The following is a 16,424-nucleotide window of genomic DNA, read 5'->3' on the forward strand; positions in this document are numbered from 1 at the left end:
GTAAAGACTCTGCCCGGGTCAATCACGCCTGGAGGTAGCGCAGCACCGATTCGCAGATCATCGTCCTGTGGCGCTGCTTGACCGAAGGCTCATGCAGGTCGATCTGAAAGATCTCGCCGAAGGTGTGGCGGTTGGAGTTGCGGTAGAAGCAGAACGAGCTCATCAGCAGGTGAACGTCGACCGCCTGCAGGCCGGACCGGAATACCCCTTCAGCCTCGCCCCGGCGCAGAATCTGGTCCAGCAGGTGTGTGACGTTGCTGCTCATTGATCGAATGGTGTCCGATTCCTTGACGTGGTCGCCGTTGTGGATGTTTTCGATACAGACGATGCGCACGAAGCCTGGATTACGGTCGTGGTGATCGAAGGTGAACTCCACAAGTCGCCGGATGGCCACCGACGGGTCCAGCTCGCCGAGATGGAGTTCGCTCTCGGTGTGGCGAATATCTCCGTAGAGCTTTTCCAGCACCCGGAGGTAGAGCTGTTCCTTGTTACCGAAGTAGTAATAGATCATCCGCTTGGAAGTACGGGTGCGCTCGGCAATGGCATCCACCCGCGCACCGGACAACCCATACTCGACGAATTCGGCGATTGCCGCCTGGAGAATGTCCTCCCGGGTTTTTTCCGGATTGTTCTTGCGGGTTCTGCGATTGTCGGCCGGGTTCTCACCCGCCTGAGGGTCTGCGTAAGTCATTGTTGGAATCTGTCAGCCCTGGGTACGAAGAGAAACGATTATGAAGAATGGCTCCCGTACAGTGAAGACCAGTGCCTCTTCGTTCGCTCCCCAACCATTCATCGACGCGATCCATCCGAAGAACTGCCCCGAGCCTTGGCCAGCGCGGCCAGGCGCACGGCGACGTTAGCAGCCCCGTAGCCGGAGTAACCGTTCTTGCGCTGGATGATTTCAAAGAAGAAGCGGTCCTCGAATGGCTCGGTATAGACGTGAAAGAACTCGCCGCCCTGGGCGTCACGGTCGTAGAGGACGTTGTAGTACGCCAGTTCGCTGAGAAATTCGTCATCGAAGTCGAAACGCGCGGCCAGGTCATCGTAGTAGTTCAGCGGAATATCGAGCAGCGGCACGCCGGCATCCTTGGAGCGGTTCACTTCGGTGAAGATATCTTCACAAGCAAACGCAATGTGATGTACTCCAGAGCCCCGGTAGCTCGACAGCGCATGGGAGACCGCCGTGTTACGGTTTTCCGAGACATTCAACGGCAAGCGGATACTGCCACAGCGGCTGCGGACGGCACGGCTTTTCACCAGCCCGTAGGGATCGGGCAGGACGACTTCATCGTCGGCGCGAAAATCCAGTGCCGTCTTGTAGAACAGTACCCAGCTGTCGAGACTGTCGGCCGGCAGTGCCATGGCCATGTGATCGATACGCTGCAGGTTGCCCGGCTGGATCGCATCCGGTGCGAGAACGAAGTCGCTGTCGTAGATCGTATGGCCGGCTTCTCGCTGTTCCACCATGTAGATCAGGCTGCCATCGGGCGCTCGAACCGCCGGGATCTCCCGCTCGTTCGGCCCGACCAGCCCGCGATAAGGCTGAGCCTTGAAGGCCCGGGCACGCTCCAGCGCAGTAGCTTCATCGCGCACGCGAAAACCGGTGGCGCACAACGACGGGCCGTGGGCTTCGAAGAAACCATGGGCGAACGAATACGGCTCGGCATTGAGCACGATATTGACATCCCCCTGGCGCAACAGGCTGACGTTCTTCGAACGGTGCTCGCCAGCACGGGCAAATCCCAGACGTTCGAGCCAGGTACGCAGCTTGGCGGCGCAGGGCTCGTCAACGGCAAATTCGAGAAACTCCACGCCCTCGTAACGGCTCGCGGCCGGGGGGGCGAACAGCGCATCGAGATTGACCGGCGGTACGGTGTCCTGTTCGAGAATCTTGCGAGTCTTCTCCTCGAGATAGAGCAGAGAGCGCAGACCGTCGGCCGCGTTGGCCCGCGGTGGCGCGGCGCGGAATCCGTCGTTGAAGATCTCCAATGACAGCGGGCCGGTATATCCCGTGCGAAGGATCGGTGCGAGAAAATTCGGCAGATCGAATTCGCCCTGGCCTGGGAAGCAGCGGAAATGGCGGCTCCATTCCAGGACATCCATCTGCAGGATGGGCGCGTCGGCCATTTGCACGAAGAAGATCTTGTCACCAGGAATCTCGGCAATCGCGGACGGATCGCCCTTCAGCGAAAGCGTGTGAAAACTGTCCAGGATCACCCCGAGCGCAGAATGGTCGACCTGCTTCACCAGACGCCAGACCTGCTGGTAAGTGCTCACGTGGCGGCCCCAGGCCAGGGCTTCGTAGCCGATGCGCAGCCCCCGCTTGCCAGCCCGCTCGGCCAGGACCGCAAGGTCATCGACAAGAATGTCCTCATCGCCCAGGCTGTCTGCCGCCACGTTGCTGCACACCAGCACCAGGTCGGTTCCGAGCTCCTGCATCAGGTCGAACTTACGCTCGGCCCGGTCGAGGTTGCGCTGCAGGCGCTCACGCCCGCAGCCCTCGAAATCACGGAACGGCTGGAACAGCGTTATGGCGATGCCTAGATCGGCGCACATCCGGCGTATCTGGGTCGGGCTGCCCGAGTAGTAAAGCAAGTCGTTTTCAAAGATCTCCACCCCATCGAACCCGGCGGCAGCTACGGCCTCCAGCTTCTCGGGAAGAGTTCCGCTGAGCGAGACGGTGGCGATCGAACGGTGCATGAGGAGCTCCTTGTCGCTTGAGGCGCTGTCGGTGCGGCGTGGATTCGCAACGGGCGCCACAAGCGCAACGCCGCTGCGTCAACTATCCGAGGAGTATTGTCGTGCGATTAACGGCTGGCAAACGAAAATGTACGAACCAGTACGTTTGTCGTTCGATTATCGAGCGATACGATTTCCCAAGACCTCTGGGTGGACTGCCGTAAGACGCAGGAGGTGGCTTCATCAATGTCCGAAGGCGCTGGGCTGGCGGCGCGATGCACCGGCGAGGCGGGATCTTTCCACCCTACAGGCGGGCCAGTACAGCCAGGCTTCTTTCCAGCGCCATGCGTGCCCGGTCCAGTGCACTGACGCCCTGCTCCAGCAACTGACGGGTGGGAATCTCCAGACTCAGCGGAATGTTCTCCGGCAGGCAGCGCAACAGGCCGAGCAGGTCGCAGTCGCCTTCTCCGGGGAAACGTCGCTCCTGGCGAGCCTGGCGCAGGATTTCCTGCATATCGTCAGGACGCGGCCCCGCCACATCGCACAGCTGCATGTAACGCAGGCGCGAGGGCGGCACCCGCGCAAGGTCTTCCAGCCGGGAAGCAGAGCGGTCGAAGTGGAAGGCGTCCACCAGTACGCCTCCGTTGGCGCAGCCTGCCGCTTCGACGATACGCACGGCCTGGGCCAGGTCACGGGCGTCGGTCCAGGGCATGAACTCCAGATGTGGATGCAGTTCGTAGCCGGCCGACAGCTCGCACAGCGCGGCGAAGTTCTGGGTCTGCCGGGCTTCATCAGGATCGTTGCCGGCCACCAGCAATTCGGTGGCTCCCAGCTCCGCCCCGGCTGCAAGAATCGCCTCGAAATCAGCCACCCGGGTGTCGGGCTTCAGACGCAGGATCTCCACGTCCAGTACGCGGATTCCGGTGTCGCGCAGTCGTGCCAGAGTCTCCCGGCGCAGCGCGGCGTCGGCCACGAGGGGAAAGTGATGTTCTTCCGGCGTGGCCGGCACCAGGCGCAGCCCTACGTGGCTGTATCCCGCCTGAGCGGCCACCTCCACCATCTGAGGAGGCGATAGCTCGAGTACCGTGAGGGCAGCGAGGGAAAGAATACGGTCGGTCATGGGTGTCTCTGCAAGCGGTCGGATCAAAGGGTTTCGGGCGTCACGCAAACACCACTGCTGGCGGCGTGCCTGATCGCCTCGACCAGCGCCAGGGTGCGTCCGGCATCGGCCGCGTCCACCAGCGGACGGGCCTCGCCGCGAACGACCCGGACGAAGTGCTGGAGCTGAAGGGCCAGTGCATCACCGGCAGGCACGGGCTCACGGGTGCTTGACAGAGGTTGATGCCAGCCTGCGCCCGCCTCGGCATACCGCCAGTGCTGCAACTGCGGAACGGCGAGCGCACCCTGGGTGCCTGCCAGCAGGTAGCAGGGCTGATCCTGGCGCGGATAAACGGGGTTCTCCCCGGAGCCCAGCTCCCAGCTCCAGGGCGCCGCCACTGCGTCGGAGCCGGTCAGGGTGCCCAGCGCACCGTTCTCGAAGCGCAGCAGCACCGCTGCACTGTCCTCGTTGGGCAGGCCGCGGGCTCGATTGTCGGTCATCGCCTGCACGGACTGGACCTCTCCGCACAGATGGCGCAGCAGGTCCAGATCATGGATGAGATTGGTCAACAACATGCCGGCGCCCGGCTCGCGGCGCCACGCCTGCTCGAAATAGCTGGCCGGCTTCTGCAGCTGCCACAGCGCCGTCACCGTGGTCAGCCGGCCCAGAGCGCCCTCGCCGATCAGTTGCCGTGCCCGAGCGATCAGCGGATTGTGCCGCCGATGATGGCCGACAAGCACCGACACGCCACTTTTTGCGCTTGCCTCGACGAGTGTGCGGACCTCGTCAAGCCCGACCCCTACCGGTTTCTCCAGCAGCACGGGAATACCCCGTGCCAGGCAGTCCAGTGCCGTCGGCACGTGCAGCTTACTGGGGTTCGCGACGATCACGGCGTCCGGACGCGCCTGCTCCAGCATCTGCCGATGGTCGGCGAACCAGGGAACCGCCAGACCCGCGGCAAACTCGGCGGCGGCTGGACTGGGGTCAGCGATGGCTCGCAGGCAGGCTTCGTCGGATCGGGCAAGGTAGGTCTGGTGCTGGCGCCCCATCACGCCAGCGCCGATCAGGGCAATACGCAAAGGTAGATGCAAAGCGACTTCCTCGTCTGGAGGCTCAAAGGGCAGCCTCGAAACATAATCCGGAACACTGTTCCAGTTGTTATTGGGCCACTATCGTCCTTTGCGTTTGCGTTTTCCAGCGCCTTGACTCGATATGAGAGCGATCCGCGAGCAATAACGTTCGATTATCGGACGATTCGCGCGAAGGAAAAATCTCTACATTTCCAATGGCCGCTCCCTCGGGCCGAATACATCAGGTGAACAGCTCTGACGCCTGGCTGGCGCCCGAGAGCTCTTCGCTGGCTGATAGCAATCCCGGCGCCAACTCATGAAGGCGGGCCTCGGGCAGTCGGGCGGTGGGTCCGGCGATGCTCAGCACAGCGATCGCATGGCCTTCCACCGGATGCCGTACTACCGCGGCTACCGCGGACATACCCACGCTGGAGCTCTCCACCACCCAGGCATAACCGATCTGGCGTGCCAGCCGCAGTCTTTCGAGCAGGGCCGCTTCATCTCGTGGCGCATTTGGACCGCGTTCGTCGGCATCGCTGCGTTGCCCCTGGCAGCGCACCAGTTGCAGCGCCTGTTCATCATCCAGGCTTGCCAGCCAGGCATGTCCGGATGCGGTCGGAAACAGAGGCGCGTCCCGGCCCATGTCAGGGTCGTAGCGCAGTCCGGAACGAGCCCCCTGGGACTTGGCTATCCAGACCAGCCGACTGGCCTCGATCACCCCAAGGCGCACCAGCTCGCCGCTCTGCTCGGCCAGGCGATCCAGAATCGGCTGGACGATATCTGCCCCACTGTTGCCCAGATAGCGCAAGCCGATGGCGACCAGTCGAGTGGTCAACAGATAATGGCTACTGCGAGCGTCCTGACGGACATAGCCGAGCCGGGCCAGCTCCGCCAGCATCCGGTGAGCGGCGCTCTTGGGGATCTGCAGCGAATCGGCCAGGGCCTGCAGCGCCATGCCGCCAGGCTGGGAGGCCAGGCACTCCAATATGCCCACCGCGCGTTCAATCTGACTACCAGCCATGAAGAGGTCCTGTTCAAAAGAGGCCGGGTGATTCTAGAGAGCGGGGTCCGGCCGGGAAACCGCTGTTCCCTGCAGGACGACCTTCGTATATGTTCGAACTAGTTAGTTTTTGTGCGATTATCGACTACGCACAATTGCGAAAGCCCGAGAGTGCTCGCAAGATTGGCTCACCAGGTCGAACCGCCTGCAAACAACTACAACGTTCACATAACAAGAAGGTTCCTTGCATGTCCTACTGCAACCACACCTGTTTGCCCGCAGGTCGGCGTCCCCTCTTCGTCAAGTGGGCGTCTCTCTCCGCCACTCGCCCTTCTCCAGTCGCTCGAACCGGTGGCGACCATGCATAGTGCCCGGACGACTGCCGAGCGGTACATTCCGCAGGCTCAACCTCGTGTTACGGAGCGCCCCATGCCCCCGAAGCCCCGCCTCGTAGGCGAACTCGCCTTTGCCGTGGTGATGCTGCTACTGAGTTTCGCCGTCGGCTATCTCGCCTATCAGATCTCCGGCTTCTCCTCGATCAATTCAGCCGGCGCCTTTCCGTTGGGCGTGAGTCTGATCATGCTCGTGTCGAGCCTCTGGTGCGTGGTGGAAGCGCTGGCTCGTCGCGCTCCGGAAGAAAGGGGCTTCGCTGCGATACGGAAGTTCTGCAAGGATCACTTCCCGCCCCAGGTGCTCGGCTTCGTAGCGATGGCAGTGGGCTATCTGGTCTCGATGACCTGGGTCAGCTTCTATATCAGCACCTTTGTCTTCCTGGTCGCATCCATCCTCTATCTGCGCCGCGGAGGTATCGCGTTGTCACTGGCGGTCAGTGCCCTTGCCATTCTGATGGTGTATCTGCTGTTCACCCTCGTGTTCAGCGTCTACCTGCCCTGAGGCAACTGCCATGACTGAAGCCTTTTCCTATTTCACCATGGCCTGGTTTGATCCAGGCCTGCTGGCGCTGACTGCTCTCGGCACACTCGCCGGCATCTACATCGGCGCCATACCGGGCCTGTCGGTGACCATGGCGGTCTCCATCCTCGTTTCCTTTACCTTTGGCTGGGAGGTCAACCAGGCCCTGGCGCTGATCGTCGGCATCTACATCGGCGGCGTCTATGGCGGCTCGCGCAGCGCAATCCTGCTGAACATCCCGGGCGCCCCTTCGTCTGTGGCGACCGCCTTTGATGGCTACCCTCTGGCGAAGATGGGCGAGGCCGGACGCGCCATCGGCCTGAGTACAGTGATGTCGGTAATCGGTGGCCTGATCGGCGTGCTGGTACTGGCGACCGCCGCCCCGGTGATCGGTGACCTGGCACTCAAGTTCGCACCACGCGACTACTTTCTGATCGCGGGCATCGGCCTCCTGCTGGTGGGGAGCCTCGCCAAGGGCTCGCTGGCCAAGGGCATCTTCGCCGCAGCACTGGGCGCCATCATCGGCATGGTCGGCATGGACCCTGTAACCGCAGAAGGACGCTTCACCCTGGGCACCATCGAGCTGATGGGTGGCATCCATTACGTGGTGGTGATGATCGGCCTGTTCGGCGTCGCGGAGGCACTGGGCATGCTGCACAACATGCACGTCGCGTCGGTCAAGCAGAAGGTCGACAAGATCATCCCGTCCTTCGCCATGGTGCTGAAATTCCTTCCATTGTCGATCCGCACCTCGATCATGGGGACGGTGATCGGTGTGCTGCCGGGCGTCGGCGGCGACATCGCTGCACTGATGGCGTACGACCACGCCAAACGCTCGGTGAAGAACCCCACCCGCCCCTTCGGCGAAGGCGCTTACGAAGGACTGATCGCACCGGAAACGGCCAACAGTTCCGCTGTCGGTGGCGCCTATGTACCGATGCTGACCCTGGGCATGCCGGGTGACGCGGTCACCGCAGTGATCATCGGTGCACTCGTGATCCACGGACTGAACCCCGGGCCCATGCTGATGGTGGAAACACCGCATATCTTCTGGTTCACCGTAGGCAACCTGGCACTGGCCAACATCTTCCTGCTGATCTTCGGGCTGATGGGTATCAAGCTGTTCGCCAAGATGGTGGAGATCCCCAAGGCCATCCTGATTCCGCTGATTCTGATGCTGTGCACCGTGGGGACCTACTCGATCAACAGCAGCATGATGGAAGTGTTCTGGATGCTCGGCTTCGGCGTTGCAGGCTATTTCCTCAAGACTTTCGGTTTTCAGATGGGGCCGATCATCCTCGGTGTAATCCTGGGCCCGATGATGGACACCTCGTACCGCCAGGCCATGTCCTCGGTGGGCGATGACTGGCTGGCATTCCTGGCCTCGCTTGTCAGCAACCCGCTGTCGCTACTGCTCACCACCGGCCTGGTCCTGATTCTTCTTGGCAACACACCGCTCAAGAGCAAGATCATGAAACGCCGGGCCCCCTCTGCCAGCGCCTCATCATCGCAGCATGCCGACAACAAAAAGTAATGGAGTCATCCAGATGATCAAGAAATTCCTCGCCAGCCTCACCCTCACTGCAGTCGCCGTCGGACTGGCTCTGCCGGCCCACGCGCAGTATCCGCAGCGCAACATCCAGGCGGTGGTGCCCTGGGGCGCCGGCGGTGCCACTGACATCGTCATGCGCAGCCTTATCCCCCATGTCGAGCAGGAGCTTGGCGGCAAGTTCATCATCAACAATCGTACCGGTGGCACGGGTGTAATCGGCAGCAACTATGTCCTGCAGCAGCGCCCGGATGGCCACACGGTGCTGCTCGCTGCAGAAAACGCCCAGCTTTATCCGCTGCTGGGCCTGGCGAAATTCGATTACAGCGATTTCCATACCATCAACGTCATAGGCCAGAACGTTGCGGTCATCGCCGCACCAGCCAACAGCCCTTTTGACAGCCTCGAAGAGCTGCTTGCCGCAGCGAAAGAGAAGCCCAACACCCTGCGCATGGGCGTGACTGGCGCGGGCGGCCTGCCGGGTTCGGTGCATGCGATGATCGAAGCGGTCGATGAACTGAAGGTTCGCGAAGTGACCTTCGCCGGCGACGGCCCGGGGATCACCGCGATGCTTGGTGGCCATCTGGACTTCATGCCGCTGAGCCTGATTGCCGGCCGCGAGATGATTCGCAGCGGCAAGCTGAAGGGCCTGGCAGTGGTATCGGCCGAGGAAGTTCCCGCGCTGCCAGGCGTTGCGCCCATCACCGATGCCCTGCCGGCAATGGAGAAGTTCCTGCCGTGGGGGCCGTTCTGGGGCGTCTGGGTGCGCCCGGATGTACCTGAAGAAGCCAAGCAGAAGCTGACCGAGGCTTTTTCCAAGGCCGTCGCCAAGGAAGAGTTCCAGACCTTCCTGACGGAGTTGGGCGCCCTCCCGTTGAACATGACGGGTGATGAAACCAAAGAGTATCTGGATCGCTGGCAGTCGGTGACCACCTGGTCGCTGTACGAAGCGGGTGCCACCGAGACGTCCCCGGACAGCCTGGGCATCCCCAAACCCTGAGTTCCACCGGGCCCCTCCCGGGCCCGGCCCCCTCCTTCTCTGTTGAAAGCGTCCGCCCAGGCGGAGTGGGAGTCTTGTGCCTGTAAAAAACGTCGAGCCACCCAGGGAAAAACAACAACATGACGATCTTCAACCCTCGCCGCGCCGTTCTCACTCCGTTTGCCATCGCCATCACCGGCGGGCTGTCCATCGGTGCCCTGAGCACAGGCGCCCAGGCCGCTTTCATCGACGACAGTACCAACGCCCTGTTGCTGCGCAATTTTTACATCAACCGCGATTTCGATGACGACGCCTCCCGCAGCAAGGCCGAGGAATGGACCCAGAGCTTCATCTACAACTTCAAGTCCGGCTACACCGAAGGCACGGTAGGCTTCGGTCTGGACGTACTGGCCATGACCTCGATCAAACTCGATGGCGGCGGCGGAACCGCAGGGACCCAGCTACTGCCGGTGAACAACGGCCAGCCGGCCGATGATTTTGGCCGCTTCGCGGTGGCGGCCAAGGCAAAATTGTCCAACACCGAAGCGCGGATCGGTGAGTGGGTGGTGGCGTTGCCGATTCTGCGCTCCGACGACGGCCGATCCCTGCCCCAGACCTTCCGCGGCGCGATGGTGACGTCAAGCGAGCTCGATGGCCTGACCCTGCATGGCGGCCAGATGCGCCAGAACAGCCCCCGTGAAAGCGCGAGCATGGACGACATGACCCTGTTCGGCGACGCCAATGCCTGGTCCGATCGCTTCAACTTCGTCGGAGCCGAATACCAACTCACGCCGCAGACCCGGGTCGGCGCCTGGCATGCGCGCCTGGAAGACGTGTATCAGCAGAGCTACCTGCAACTGCTGCATACCCAGCCGTTTACCGAAAATGTGGCACTGACCGCCAACCTCGGCTACTTCACCGGCAAGGATGAAGGCGCCGCCCGCGGTGGGGAACTGGATAACCGTACCTGGTCAGGCCTGTTTGGGTTGCAAAGCGGTGGCCATACCGTCTACCTCGGCCTGCAGAAGGTCAGTGGCGATACCGGGTGGATGCGCGTCAATGGCACCAGCGGCGGCACGCTGGCCAACGACAGCTACAACTCAAGCTATGACAACGCCAACGAGCGCTCCTGGCAGGTGCGCTACGACTACAACTTTACCGCCATGGGGGTTCCCGGTCTGACCTTCATGACCCGCTACATCAGTGGCGACAACGTGCAGAACGCTGCCACCGATGACGGCAAGGAGTGGGGTCGCGAATCCGAACTGGCCTATGTGTTCCAGAGTGGCGCGATGAAAGACCTGACCCTGCGCTGGCGTCAGTCGAGCATGCGTCGGGACTGGAACCCCAACGCCAGCTTTGACGAGCACCGCCTGATCGCGCAGTACCCGCTCAACCTGTTCTGAAGCATCGCCCCGTTTCACCCTCCCAGAATTTGGCCCGCCTGATGGCGGGTCTTTTTTTGCGACCCGCCGGCGTCTCTGCTGGCATCGGAAAGCCCCTTTCGATATTATTGGAACAGCGTTCCATAACAATTATCAGGAGTGTGTTCATGCCAGATAGCCAAACATGCGATGTGCTGGTGATCGGCTCCGGTGCAGCCGGGCTTGCCGCCGCGGTGACCGCCGCCTGGCATGGCCAACGGGTGATTCTGGCTGAAAAGGAGCCGGTTTTCGGTGGCGCAACCGCCTGGTCTGGCGGCTGGATGTGGGTCCCCGGCAACCCCCTCGCCCGCCGAGCCGGCATCCACGAGGATCCCCAGCAACCCCGTACCTTTCTAAAACATGCGGTGGGTGAGCGATACGACAGCGAGCGGGTCGAGGCCTTTCTCGATCACTGTGGCCCGATGGTGGCATTCTTCGAGCAGCATACTCGACTACAGTTCGCCGACGGCAACGGCATCCCGGACATTCATGGCCACTTGCCTGGCGCCGGCACCCAAGGCCATCAGGTCATCGCAGCCCCCTATGATGGGTGCGAGCTGGGCCCGTTGATTCGCCGTCTGCGCACCACCATGGCGGAAACCTCGTTTCTGGGCATGCCTATCATGGCCGGTGCAGACCTGACCGCCTTCCTGACGATGACCCGCTCTCCGCGCTCCGCCGTACATGTGGCCCGCCGCTTCGGCCGGCACCTGTACGACCTGGCACGCCATGGCCGAGCCATGCAACTGGTCAACGGCACCGCACTGGTCGCCCGCTTGGCCAAGTCCGCCGAGGAGCTGGGCGTGCAGCTGTGGGAATCCTCCCCCGCCCAGCGCCTGTTGATGGAAAACGGCAAGGTCGGTGGCGCCGTGCTGGGCAGGCCCGACGGCGAGGTGCAGGTTCGCGCCGGCGCGGTGATTCTCGCCGCCGGCGGCTTTCCCAACGACATTGCTCGTCGCAAGGCGCTGTTCCCCCGAACCCCCACCGGTCACGAGCATCTGGCCCTGCCGCCCCTGGCCTGCAACGGCGAAGGCATAAACCTTGGCGAATCGGCTGGCGGCGTGCTGGAAACCGACCTCGCCTCGCCGGTCGCTTGGGCGCCAGTTTCGCGGCTGCCCATGGGCCACGGGCGGACCGGCCATTTCCCCCACATCATCGACCGCGCCAAGCCGGGCGTAATTGGCGTGCTGGCCAATGGCAAACGCTTCTGCAACGAGGCCGATGGTTACTACGATTATGTCTCGGCCATGGTCGAGGCGGTGCCCGAAGGGCAGCCGGTGGAGTCCTGGCTGGTCTGCGACCATCGTTGCCAGCGCCGCTTCGGCCTGGGCTTTGCCCGCCCCTTCCCGGTGCCGCTCGGCCCGGTGCTGCGCTCGGGATATCTAAAGCGTGGCCGCACGCTGGAGGCGCTGGCCCAGGCATGCGGCATCGACCCGACCGGACTCGCCGACACCATCACCGCTTACAATCGCCACGCACGGCATGGCGAGGACCCGGCTTTCGGCCGAGGCTCCACCCTCTATAACCGCAAGATGGGCGCCCCTCAAGCGCTGCATGATGGCCCGAACCCCTGCGTCGCGCCCATCGAACAGGGCCCCTTCTATGCCGTGAAGGTGGAGCCCGGCTGCTTCGGCACCTTTGCCGGGTTGCGCACCAATGGTCATGCCCAGGTGCTGAACGCTTCTGGCGAGCCGATTGTCGGGCTCTACGCGGCGGGCACCGACATGGCCAGCGTGATGGGTGGCCACTACCCGTCCGGAGGGATCAATCTGGGGCCGGCGATGACCTTCGGTTACGTCGCGGGTCGCCACGCCGCCGGGGTATCAGCTGCGCCCCTGCCGACTGACCAGCGCCCCGGCGTCGGCGGGTAAACGCAACAGATCGAGCAGCGACAGGACGGTAAGGACGGCCAGTACCAGCCAGGCCAGCAGGAACTCCCCACCGGGAATGCCCAGCCAGCCCTCGCCCAGACGCAGCGACACCGCCGTCAGCGCCACGCCGATGGCCACCGCCAGGTGGTGGCTCATGCTGAACAGGATGTTGGCAGTAGCCATCTGCTGGGTGGGCACATCGGCGAACGCGAGAGTGGCGTAGCCTGTGTAGCCCATGGAGCGTGCCATGCCGGCGATGACCAGCAGAGCCACCACCACTGCCAGCGGTGTCTCTGCGCTGATCATCGCGCAGCCCATCACGGCCGCCAGCAGCACCAGCCCGCTGCCAGCCAGCGCACGGCGAAAGCCGTAGCGCCGCAACACTGCGCCCGTCATCGCTTTCATGCCGATATTGCCGGCGAACACCGCCAGTACCAGCATCCCTGCCGTGAAGGCGTCGTAGCCGAAGCGCAGCTGGAACATCAGCGGCAGCAGGAACGGCAGCGCGCCAACCACCGCACGAAACACCAGGCCACCCCCCATGGTCACGCCGAGCGTCCGGATGTGCAGCACTTCCAGGCGCAGCAACGGCAACGGGCTGCGCCTGCAATGGCGATAGCACATGCCCAGCGCCAGCACGCTCAGCCCCAGGCCCAGTGCAGGCCATACCGCGTCACCGGCCCCATGTCCCAGTATTTCCAGCGCACAGAGTCCAACGAGCAATCCGCTCGCGGCCCATAGAAAACCCGCACGGTCGAAGCGACGCTGGTCGGGTTCCCGGTGCGCCGGGATCAGCCGCAGGGCCAACCAGAAGGCCAGGAACCCGAGGGGCAGGTTCAGCAGGAAGATCCAGTGCCAGGTCGCGTAGGTGGCAATCGCCCCGCCCAACGGCGGTCCTATCACCGGCGCCACCAGCCCGGGCCAGGTCAGCAGCGCGATGACCCTGACCAGATCGCGCTTGTCGGTATGCCTGAGCACGGTGAGTCGCCCTACCGGCACCATCATCGCGCCCGCCATGCCTTGAAGCGCCCGGGCGGCGGTGAATTGCCAGAGCGAAGTCGACAAGGCGCAGCCCAGCGAAGCCAAGGTAAAAACCACGAGAGCCGCGCAGAACACCCGACGGTGGCCGAAGCGGTCGGCCACCCAGCCGCTGGCCGGAATGAACATGGCCATCGCCAGTACGTAAACGGTAATGCCGATGTTCACGTCGACCGGTGCCACGCCGAAGGACGCGGCGATTTGCGGCAGCGCGGTCACGATTACCGTGGCATCGAGGTTTTCCATGAAGAACGCCCCGGCCACCAGCAGGGCGGTATGGGGTGACAGTGGGGCCGCCGGAGCGGATGGTTCAGGAGTGGCCACGGATTTTTCTCCCAACGCGTCGCCTAATGCAGCAGCCACAGGAACAGGCTGATGCTGAGAAAGGACACCACGGTGGTCGCCACCAATGCCGCGGCGCATCGGCCTTCCAGCCCGTAGCGGGCCCCGAGGATCGGGAAGATGCTCATCATCGGAGCGGCCGCCATCAGCACCCCCGCCATGCGCAGCCCGGGATCGTCTACCGGGAACAGCAGGAAGCAGGCCATCACCAGCAACGGGTGGAACAGCAATTTGCCCACTGCAAGCTGGGCCATGTCGGTATACATCGCGCCGACCTTGAGGCCGGTCAGGCTGGCCCCGATGACGAACAGGGCCACAGGAGCAGATGCCATGGCAAGCATCTCGATGACCCGCATGAGCACCGCTGGCGGACGGATATCGAGGATGGCCAGGACCATGCCGATGGTGATGGCAATCAATACCGGGTGGCGTACGAGATTGCGAAGGGTGCCGCCGAGAGCCTGCCAGACCGAGCCATCCTGCCTCCGCCCAAGCTCCGCAATCGTCAGCGCCAGCGGGATCATCAGCAGGTTCTCGATCATCATGCCCAGGGCCAGCGCCACCGCCGCAGGTGAGCCGATCACCATCACGACGATCGGGTAGCCGACGAATCCGCTGTTGGAGACGGAGCTGCCGAGCCCGGCCAGGGCTGCTCCGCCAGGGCTGTCCCGGCGCCCCCAGCGGGCAATGGCATAGCCGACGGCAAAGGACGCCAACGAACCCGCACCGTACGCCAGCATGTAGTTCCAGTTGATCACCGCCTCGAGCGGATGCTCCAGCAGCGCCTTGATGACCAGGGCCGGAAGCGCAAGGGTGATCACGAAGCGTCCCATGCCGCCGGCCTGCTCGCGGCTGACGATCCCCCCGGAGCAGCAGAGAAAGCCGATGCCGATCAGGATGAAGATCGGAGCCGTAATACCGAGGATCGCCAACATGGAGGGCTCACAGACAGAGGGGTTCGGGATGCGCGGCAGGCTGGCGCCAGCGCAACCGCCCGCAGCGGGATGCAAAGGCGTCCCGCACCCTGCACCTGTCCGCACGAGGGCCCGGGCAGGTGCAGGCAAGACAGCACAGCAGAGTGTGCGGCACCCTGCCGCAGGATAAAAATGAAATGAATGCCGACGTTCATAACCACCCGGTTATGAGCAAAGCAATTACAAGCAGGCGAATAGTGGTCGACCGCCAGCGCCGGTGGTCAGAGCCGGCTACGACGGTCTTGCCTGCCATCCGGATTCCGGTGGCAGACGAGCTCTGTCTGGAGAAGGGCTGCGTTGCCGCTTCAGGACCGTCTTCGCAATCCGCCCGGCGCCGCCATAGCCATCAGTTGGCCCGGTAACGCTCAAGCCAGTGCGCGTAAGGCGCCGGCAGCACCCAGGTGGGTTTCTCGACCTTCAGCGCCTGGGCGGCTTCCAGCGACCAGTGCGGGTTGGCCAGGTGGCGGCGGCCCACCATCACCAGATCCATCTGCCCGGCGGCGATCACCCCCTCGGCCAGCGCCGGGGTGTCGATGCCCCAGGACGTGGCCACCGGCAGCTCCGCTTCGCGGCCGACCCGTTCGGCGATGGGAGCGAGGAACGCGGGCCCCCAGGGAATGTTCGTCTCGGCGATGGTGAAGCCGACGCTGACATTGAGCAGGTCGAGCCCGCCGCGGCGCATGGCGCGTACCAACTCGATGGACTCGGCCAGGGTCTGTTCGTCGCGTCCGTCGTACTCGATCACCCCGAAGCGGGCGGTCAGTGGCAGGTGCTCGGGCCATACCTCGCGCACCGCAGCAAGGGTTTCCAGGAGGAAACGGCTACGCCCTTCGAAGCTGCCGCCATAGGCATCGCTGCGCCGGTTGCTGTGGGCCGAGAAGAAGCTCTGGGCCAGGTAGCCGTGGGCGAAATGCAGCTCCAGCCACTCGAATCCGGCATCGCGGGCACGGCGGGCGGCGGCGACGAAGTCGTCCCTGACCCGGGCGATGTCGTCCAGCGTCATGGCCTGGGGCACCTTGGGCAGGTGGTGACCGAAGGCGACCGCCGAGGGCGCGAGGGTCTGCCAGCCGCTCGGCTCACCCTCTGCGATGTGGTCGTCGCCTTCCCACGGACGGTTGGCGCTGGCCTTGCGTCCGGCATGGGCGATCTGGATGCCCGGCACCGCACCATAGGACTTGATGGACGCGGCGATGCGCGCCATGCCTTCGGCCTGGGCGTCATCCCACAGGCCGGTGCAGCCGGGGGTGATGCGGCCTTCCGGTGACACGGCGGTGGCCTCGACGATCACCAGCCCGGCGCCGCCGCGAGCGAGCCCGGCGTAGTGGTCGAAGTGCCAGGCGTTGGTGTAGCCGTCCACGGCGCTGTACTGGCACATCGGCGGGATGGCGATGCGGTTGCGCAGGGTGACGTCTTTCAGGTGAAACGGGGAAAACAGGGCGGGCATGGATGCTCCTGGGGTCTGAAGGGATTGGGAATGGCGACAGGGT

Annotated in this window: 13 protein-coding genes; 5 read left to right on the forward strand and 8 right to left on the reverse strand. The window is 63.7% G+C overall.

Annotation, left to right across the window (positions count from 1 at the left end):
* Positions 1-22: 22 nt before the first annotated feature.
* From ACFOMF_RS05500 to ACFOMF_RS05520, 5 genes are all read right to left on the reverse strand, one after another.
* Positions 23-691, reverse strand: a complete 669-nt coding sequence (locus tag ACFOMF_RS05500; protein ID WP_386362019.1) for a TetR family transcriptional regulator — start codon at positions 689-691, stop codon at positions 23-25.
* Between the two features lie 98 nt (positions 692-789).
* The gene (gene quiC, locus ACFOMF_RS05505) at positions 790-2,700 is read right to left on the reverse strand and encodes a 3-dehydroshikimate dehydratase QuiC (RefSeq protein ID WP_386362022.1); all 1,911 of its coding nucleotides are present in this window, start codon (positions 2,698-2,700) and stop codon (positions 790-792) included.
* Between the two features lie 283 nt (positions 2,701-2,983).
* Positions 2,984-3,799, reverse strand: a complete 816-nt coding sequence (locus tag ACFOMF_RS05510; RefSeq protein ID WP_386362025.1) for a sugar phosphate isomerase/epimerase family protein — start codon at positions 3,797-3,799, stop codon at positions 2,984-2,986.
* Between the two features lie 23 nt (positions 3,800-3,822).
* Positions 3,823-4,869, reverse strand: a complete 1,047-nt coding sequence (locus ACFOMF_RS05515; RefSeq protein ID WP_386362028.1) for a Gfo/Idh/MocA family protein — start codon at positions 4,867-4,869, stop codon at positions 3,823-3,825.
* Between the two features lie 220 nt (positions 4,870-5,089).
* Positions 5,090-5,869, reverse strand: coding sequence for an IclR family transcriptional regulator (locus tag ACFOMF_RS05520; RefSeq protein WP_386362031.1), 780 nt, complete (start codon positions 5,867-5,869; stop codon positions 5,090-5,092).
* A gap of 408 nt (positions 5,870-6,277) precedes the next feature.
* Here ACFOMF_RS05520 and ACFOMF_RS05525 point away from each other — a divergent pair, with 408 nt between their 5' ends.
* From ACFOMF_RS05525 to ACFOMF_RS05545, 5 genes are all read left to right on the forward strand, one after another.
* On the forward strand, positions 6,278-6,742 hold the full coding sequence (locus tag ACFOMF_RS05525; RefSeq protein WP_386362034.1) for a tripartite tricarboxylate transporter TctB family protein: 465 nt from the start codon (positions 6,278-6,280) through the stop codon (positions 6,740-6,742).
* A 10-nt stretch (positions 6,743-6,752) separates the two neighbouring features.
* Positions 6,753-8,294: a tripartite tricarboxylate transporter permease gene (locus tag ACFOMF_RS05530; RefSeq protein WP_386362037.1), complete on the forward strand. Its 1,542-nt coding sequence runs from the start codon at positions 6,753-6,755 to the stop codon at positions 8,292-8,294.
* 13 nt (positions 8,295-8,307) lie between these two features.
* Positions 8,308-9,309 carry a tripartite tricarboxylate transporter substrate binding protein gene (locus ACFOMF_RS05535; RefSeq protein ID WP_386362039.1) on the forward strand — a complete coding sequence of 334 codons (1,002 nt, stop codon included), beginning with the start codon at positions 8,308-8,310 and terminating at the stop codon, positions 9,307-9,309.
* Between the two features lie 119 nt (positions 9,310-9,428).
* On the forward strand, positions 9,429-10,694 hold the full coding sequence (locus ACFOMF_RS05540; protein WP_386362042.1) for an OprD family porin: 1,266 nt from the start codon (positions 9,429-9,431) through the stop codon (positions 10,692-10,694).
* A 146-nt stretch (positions 10,695-10,840) separates the two neighbouring features.
* Positions 10,841-12,583 carry an FAD-dependent oxidoreductase gene (locus ACFOMF_RS05545; protein WP_386362045.1) on the forward strand — a complete coding sequence of 581 codons (1,743 nt, stop codon included), beginning with the start codon at positions 10,841-10,843 and terminating at the stop codon, positions 12,581-12,583.
* On the opposite strand, the gene ACFOMF_RS05550 is transcribed toward ACFOMF_RS05545, so the two are convergent.
* The 3 genes from ACFOMF_RS05550 to ACFOMF_RS05560 all read right to left on the reverse strand — a co-directional run bounded on the left by ACFOMF_RS05550 (position 12,536) and on the right by ACFOMF_RS05560 (position 16,381).
* Positions 12,536-13,945 (reverse strand): MFS transporter, encoded by a 1,410-nt coding sequence (locus tag ACFOMF_RS05550; RefSeq protein WP_386362048.1) that lies wholly within the window; start codon positions 13,943-13,945, stop codon positions 12,536-12,538. The two genes, ACFOMF_RS05545 and ACFOMF_RS05550, sit on opposite strands and share 48 nt — an antisense overlap.
* Positions 13,946-13,968: 23 nt before the next feature.
* Positions 13,969-14,898 (reverse strand): AEC family transporter, encoded by a 930-nt coding sequence (locus ACFOMF_RS05555; protein ID WP_386362051.1) that lies wholly within the window; start codon positions 14,896-14,898, stop codon positions 13,969-13,971.
* Positions 14,899-15,283: 385 nt separating this feature from the next.
* Positions 15,284-16,381 (reverse strand): NADH:flavin oxidoreductase/NADH oxidase, encoded by a 1,098-nt coding sequence (locus tag ACFOMF_RS05560; protein ID WP_386362054.1) that lies wholly within the window; start codon positions 16,379-16,381, stop codon positions 15,284-15,286.
* Positions 16,382-16,424: the final 43 nt, after the last annotated feature.

It is taken from the genome of Stutzerimonas tarimensis (assembly GCF_042648805.1).
In the GTDB taxonomy this organism is placed as follows: Bacteria; Pseudomonadota; Gammaproteobacteria; order Pseudomonadales; family Pseudomonadaceae; genus Azomonas; species Azomonas tarimensis.

What these genes read in the sequence shown, in the direction of transcription:
- ACFOMF_RS05500 (WP_386362019.1), bottom strand. Translation starts at nt 691, where the DNA reads ATGACTTACGCAGACCCTCAGGCGGGTGAGAACCCGGCCGACAATCGC.
- quiC (WP_386362022.1), bottom strand. Translation starts at nt 2,700, where the DNA reads ATGCACCGTTCGATCGCCACCGTCTCGCTCAGCGGAACTCTTCCCGAG.
- ACFOMF_RS05510 (WP_386362025.1), bottom strand. Translation starts at nt 3,799, where the DNA reads ATGACCGACCGTATTCTTTCCCTCGCTGCCCTCACGGTACTCGAGCTA.
- ACFOMF_RS05520 (WP_386362031.1), bottom strand. Translation starts at nt 5,869, where the DNA reads ATGGCTGGTAGTCAGATTGAACGCGCGGTGGGCATATTGGAGTGCCTG.
- ACFOMF_RS05525 (WP_386362034.1), top strand. Translation starts at nt 6,278, where the DNA reads ATGCCCCCGAAGCCCCGCCTCGTAGGCGAACTCGCCTTTGCCGTGGTG.
- ACFOMF_RS05530 (WP_386362037.1), top strand. Translation starts at nt 6,753, where the DNA reads ATGACTGAAGCCTTTTCCTATTTCACCATGGCCTGGTTTGATCCAGGC.
- ACFOMF_RS05535 (WP_386362039.1), top strand. Translation starts at nt 8,308, where the DNA reads ATGATCAAGAAATTCCTCGCCAGCCTCACCCTCACTGCAGTCGCCGTC.
- ACFOMF_RS05540 (WP_386362042.1), top strand. Translation starts at nt 9,429, where the DNA reads ATGACGATCTTCAACCCTCGCCGCGCCGTTCTCACTCCGTTTGCCATC.
- ACFOMF_RS05545 (WP_386362045.1), top strand. Translation starts at nt 10,841, where the DNA reads ATGCCAGATAGCCAAACATGCGATGTGCTGGTGATCGGCTCCGGTGCA.
- ACFOMF_RS05555 (WP_386362051.1), bottom strand. Translation starts at nt 14,898, where the DNA reads ATGTTGGCGATCCTCGGTATTACGGCTCCGATCTTCATCCTGATCGGC.
- ACFOMF_RS05560 (WP_386362054.1), bottom strand. Translation starts at nt 16,381, where the DNA reads ATGCCCGCCCTGTTTTCCCCGTTTCACCTGAAAGACGTCACCCTGCGC.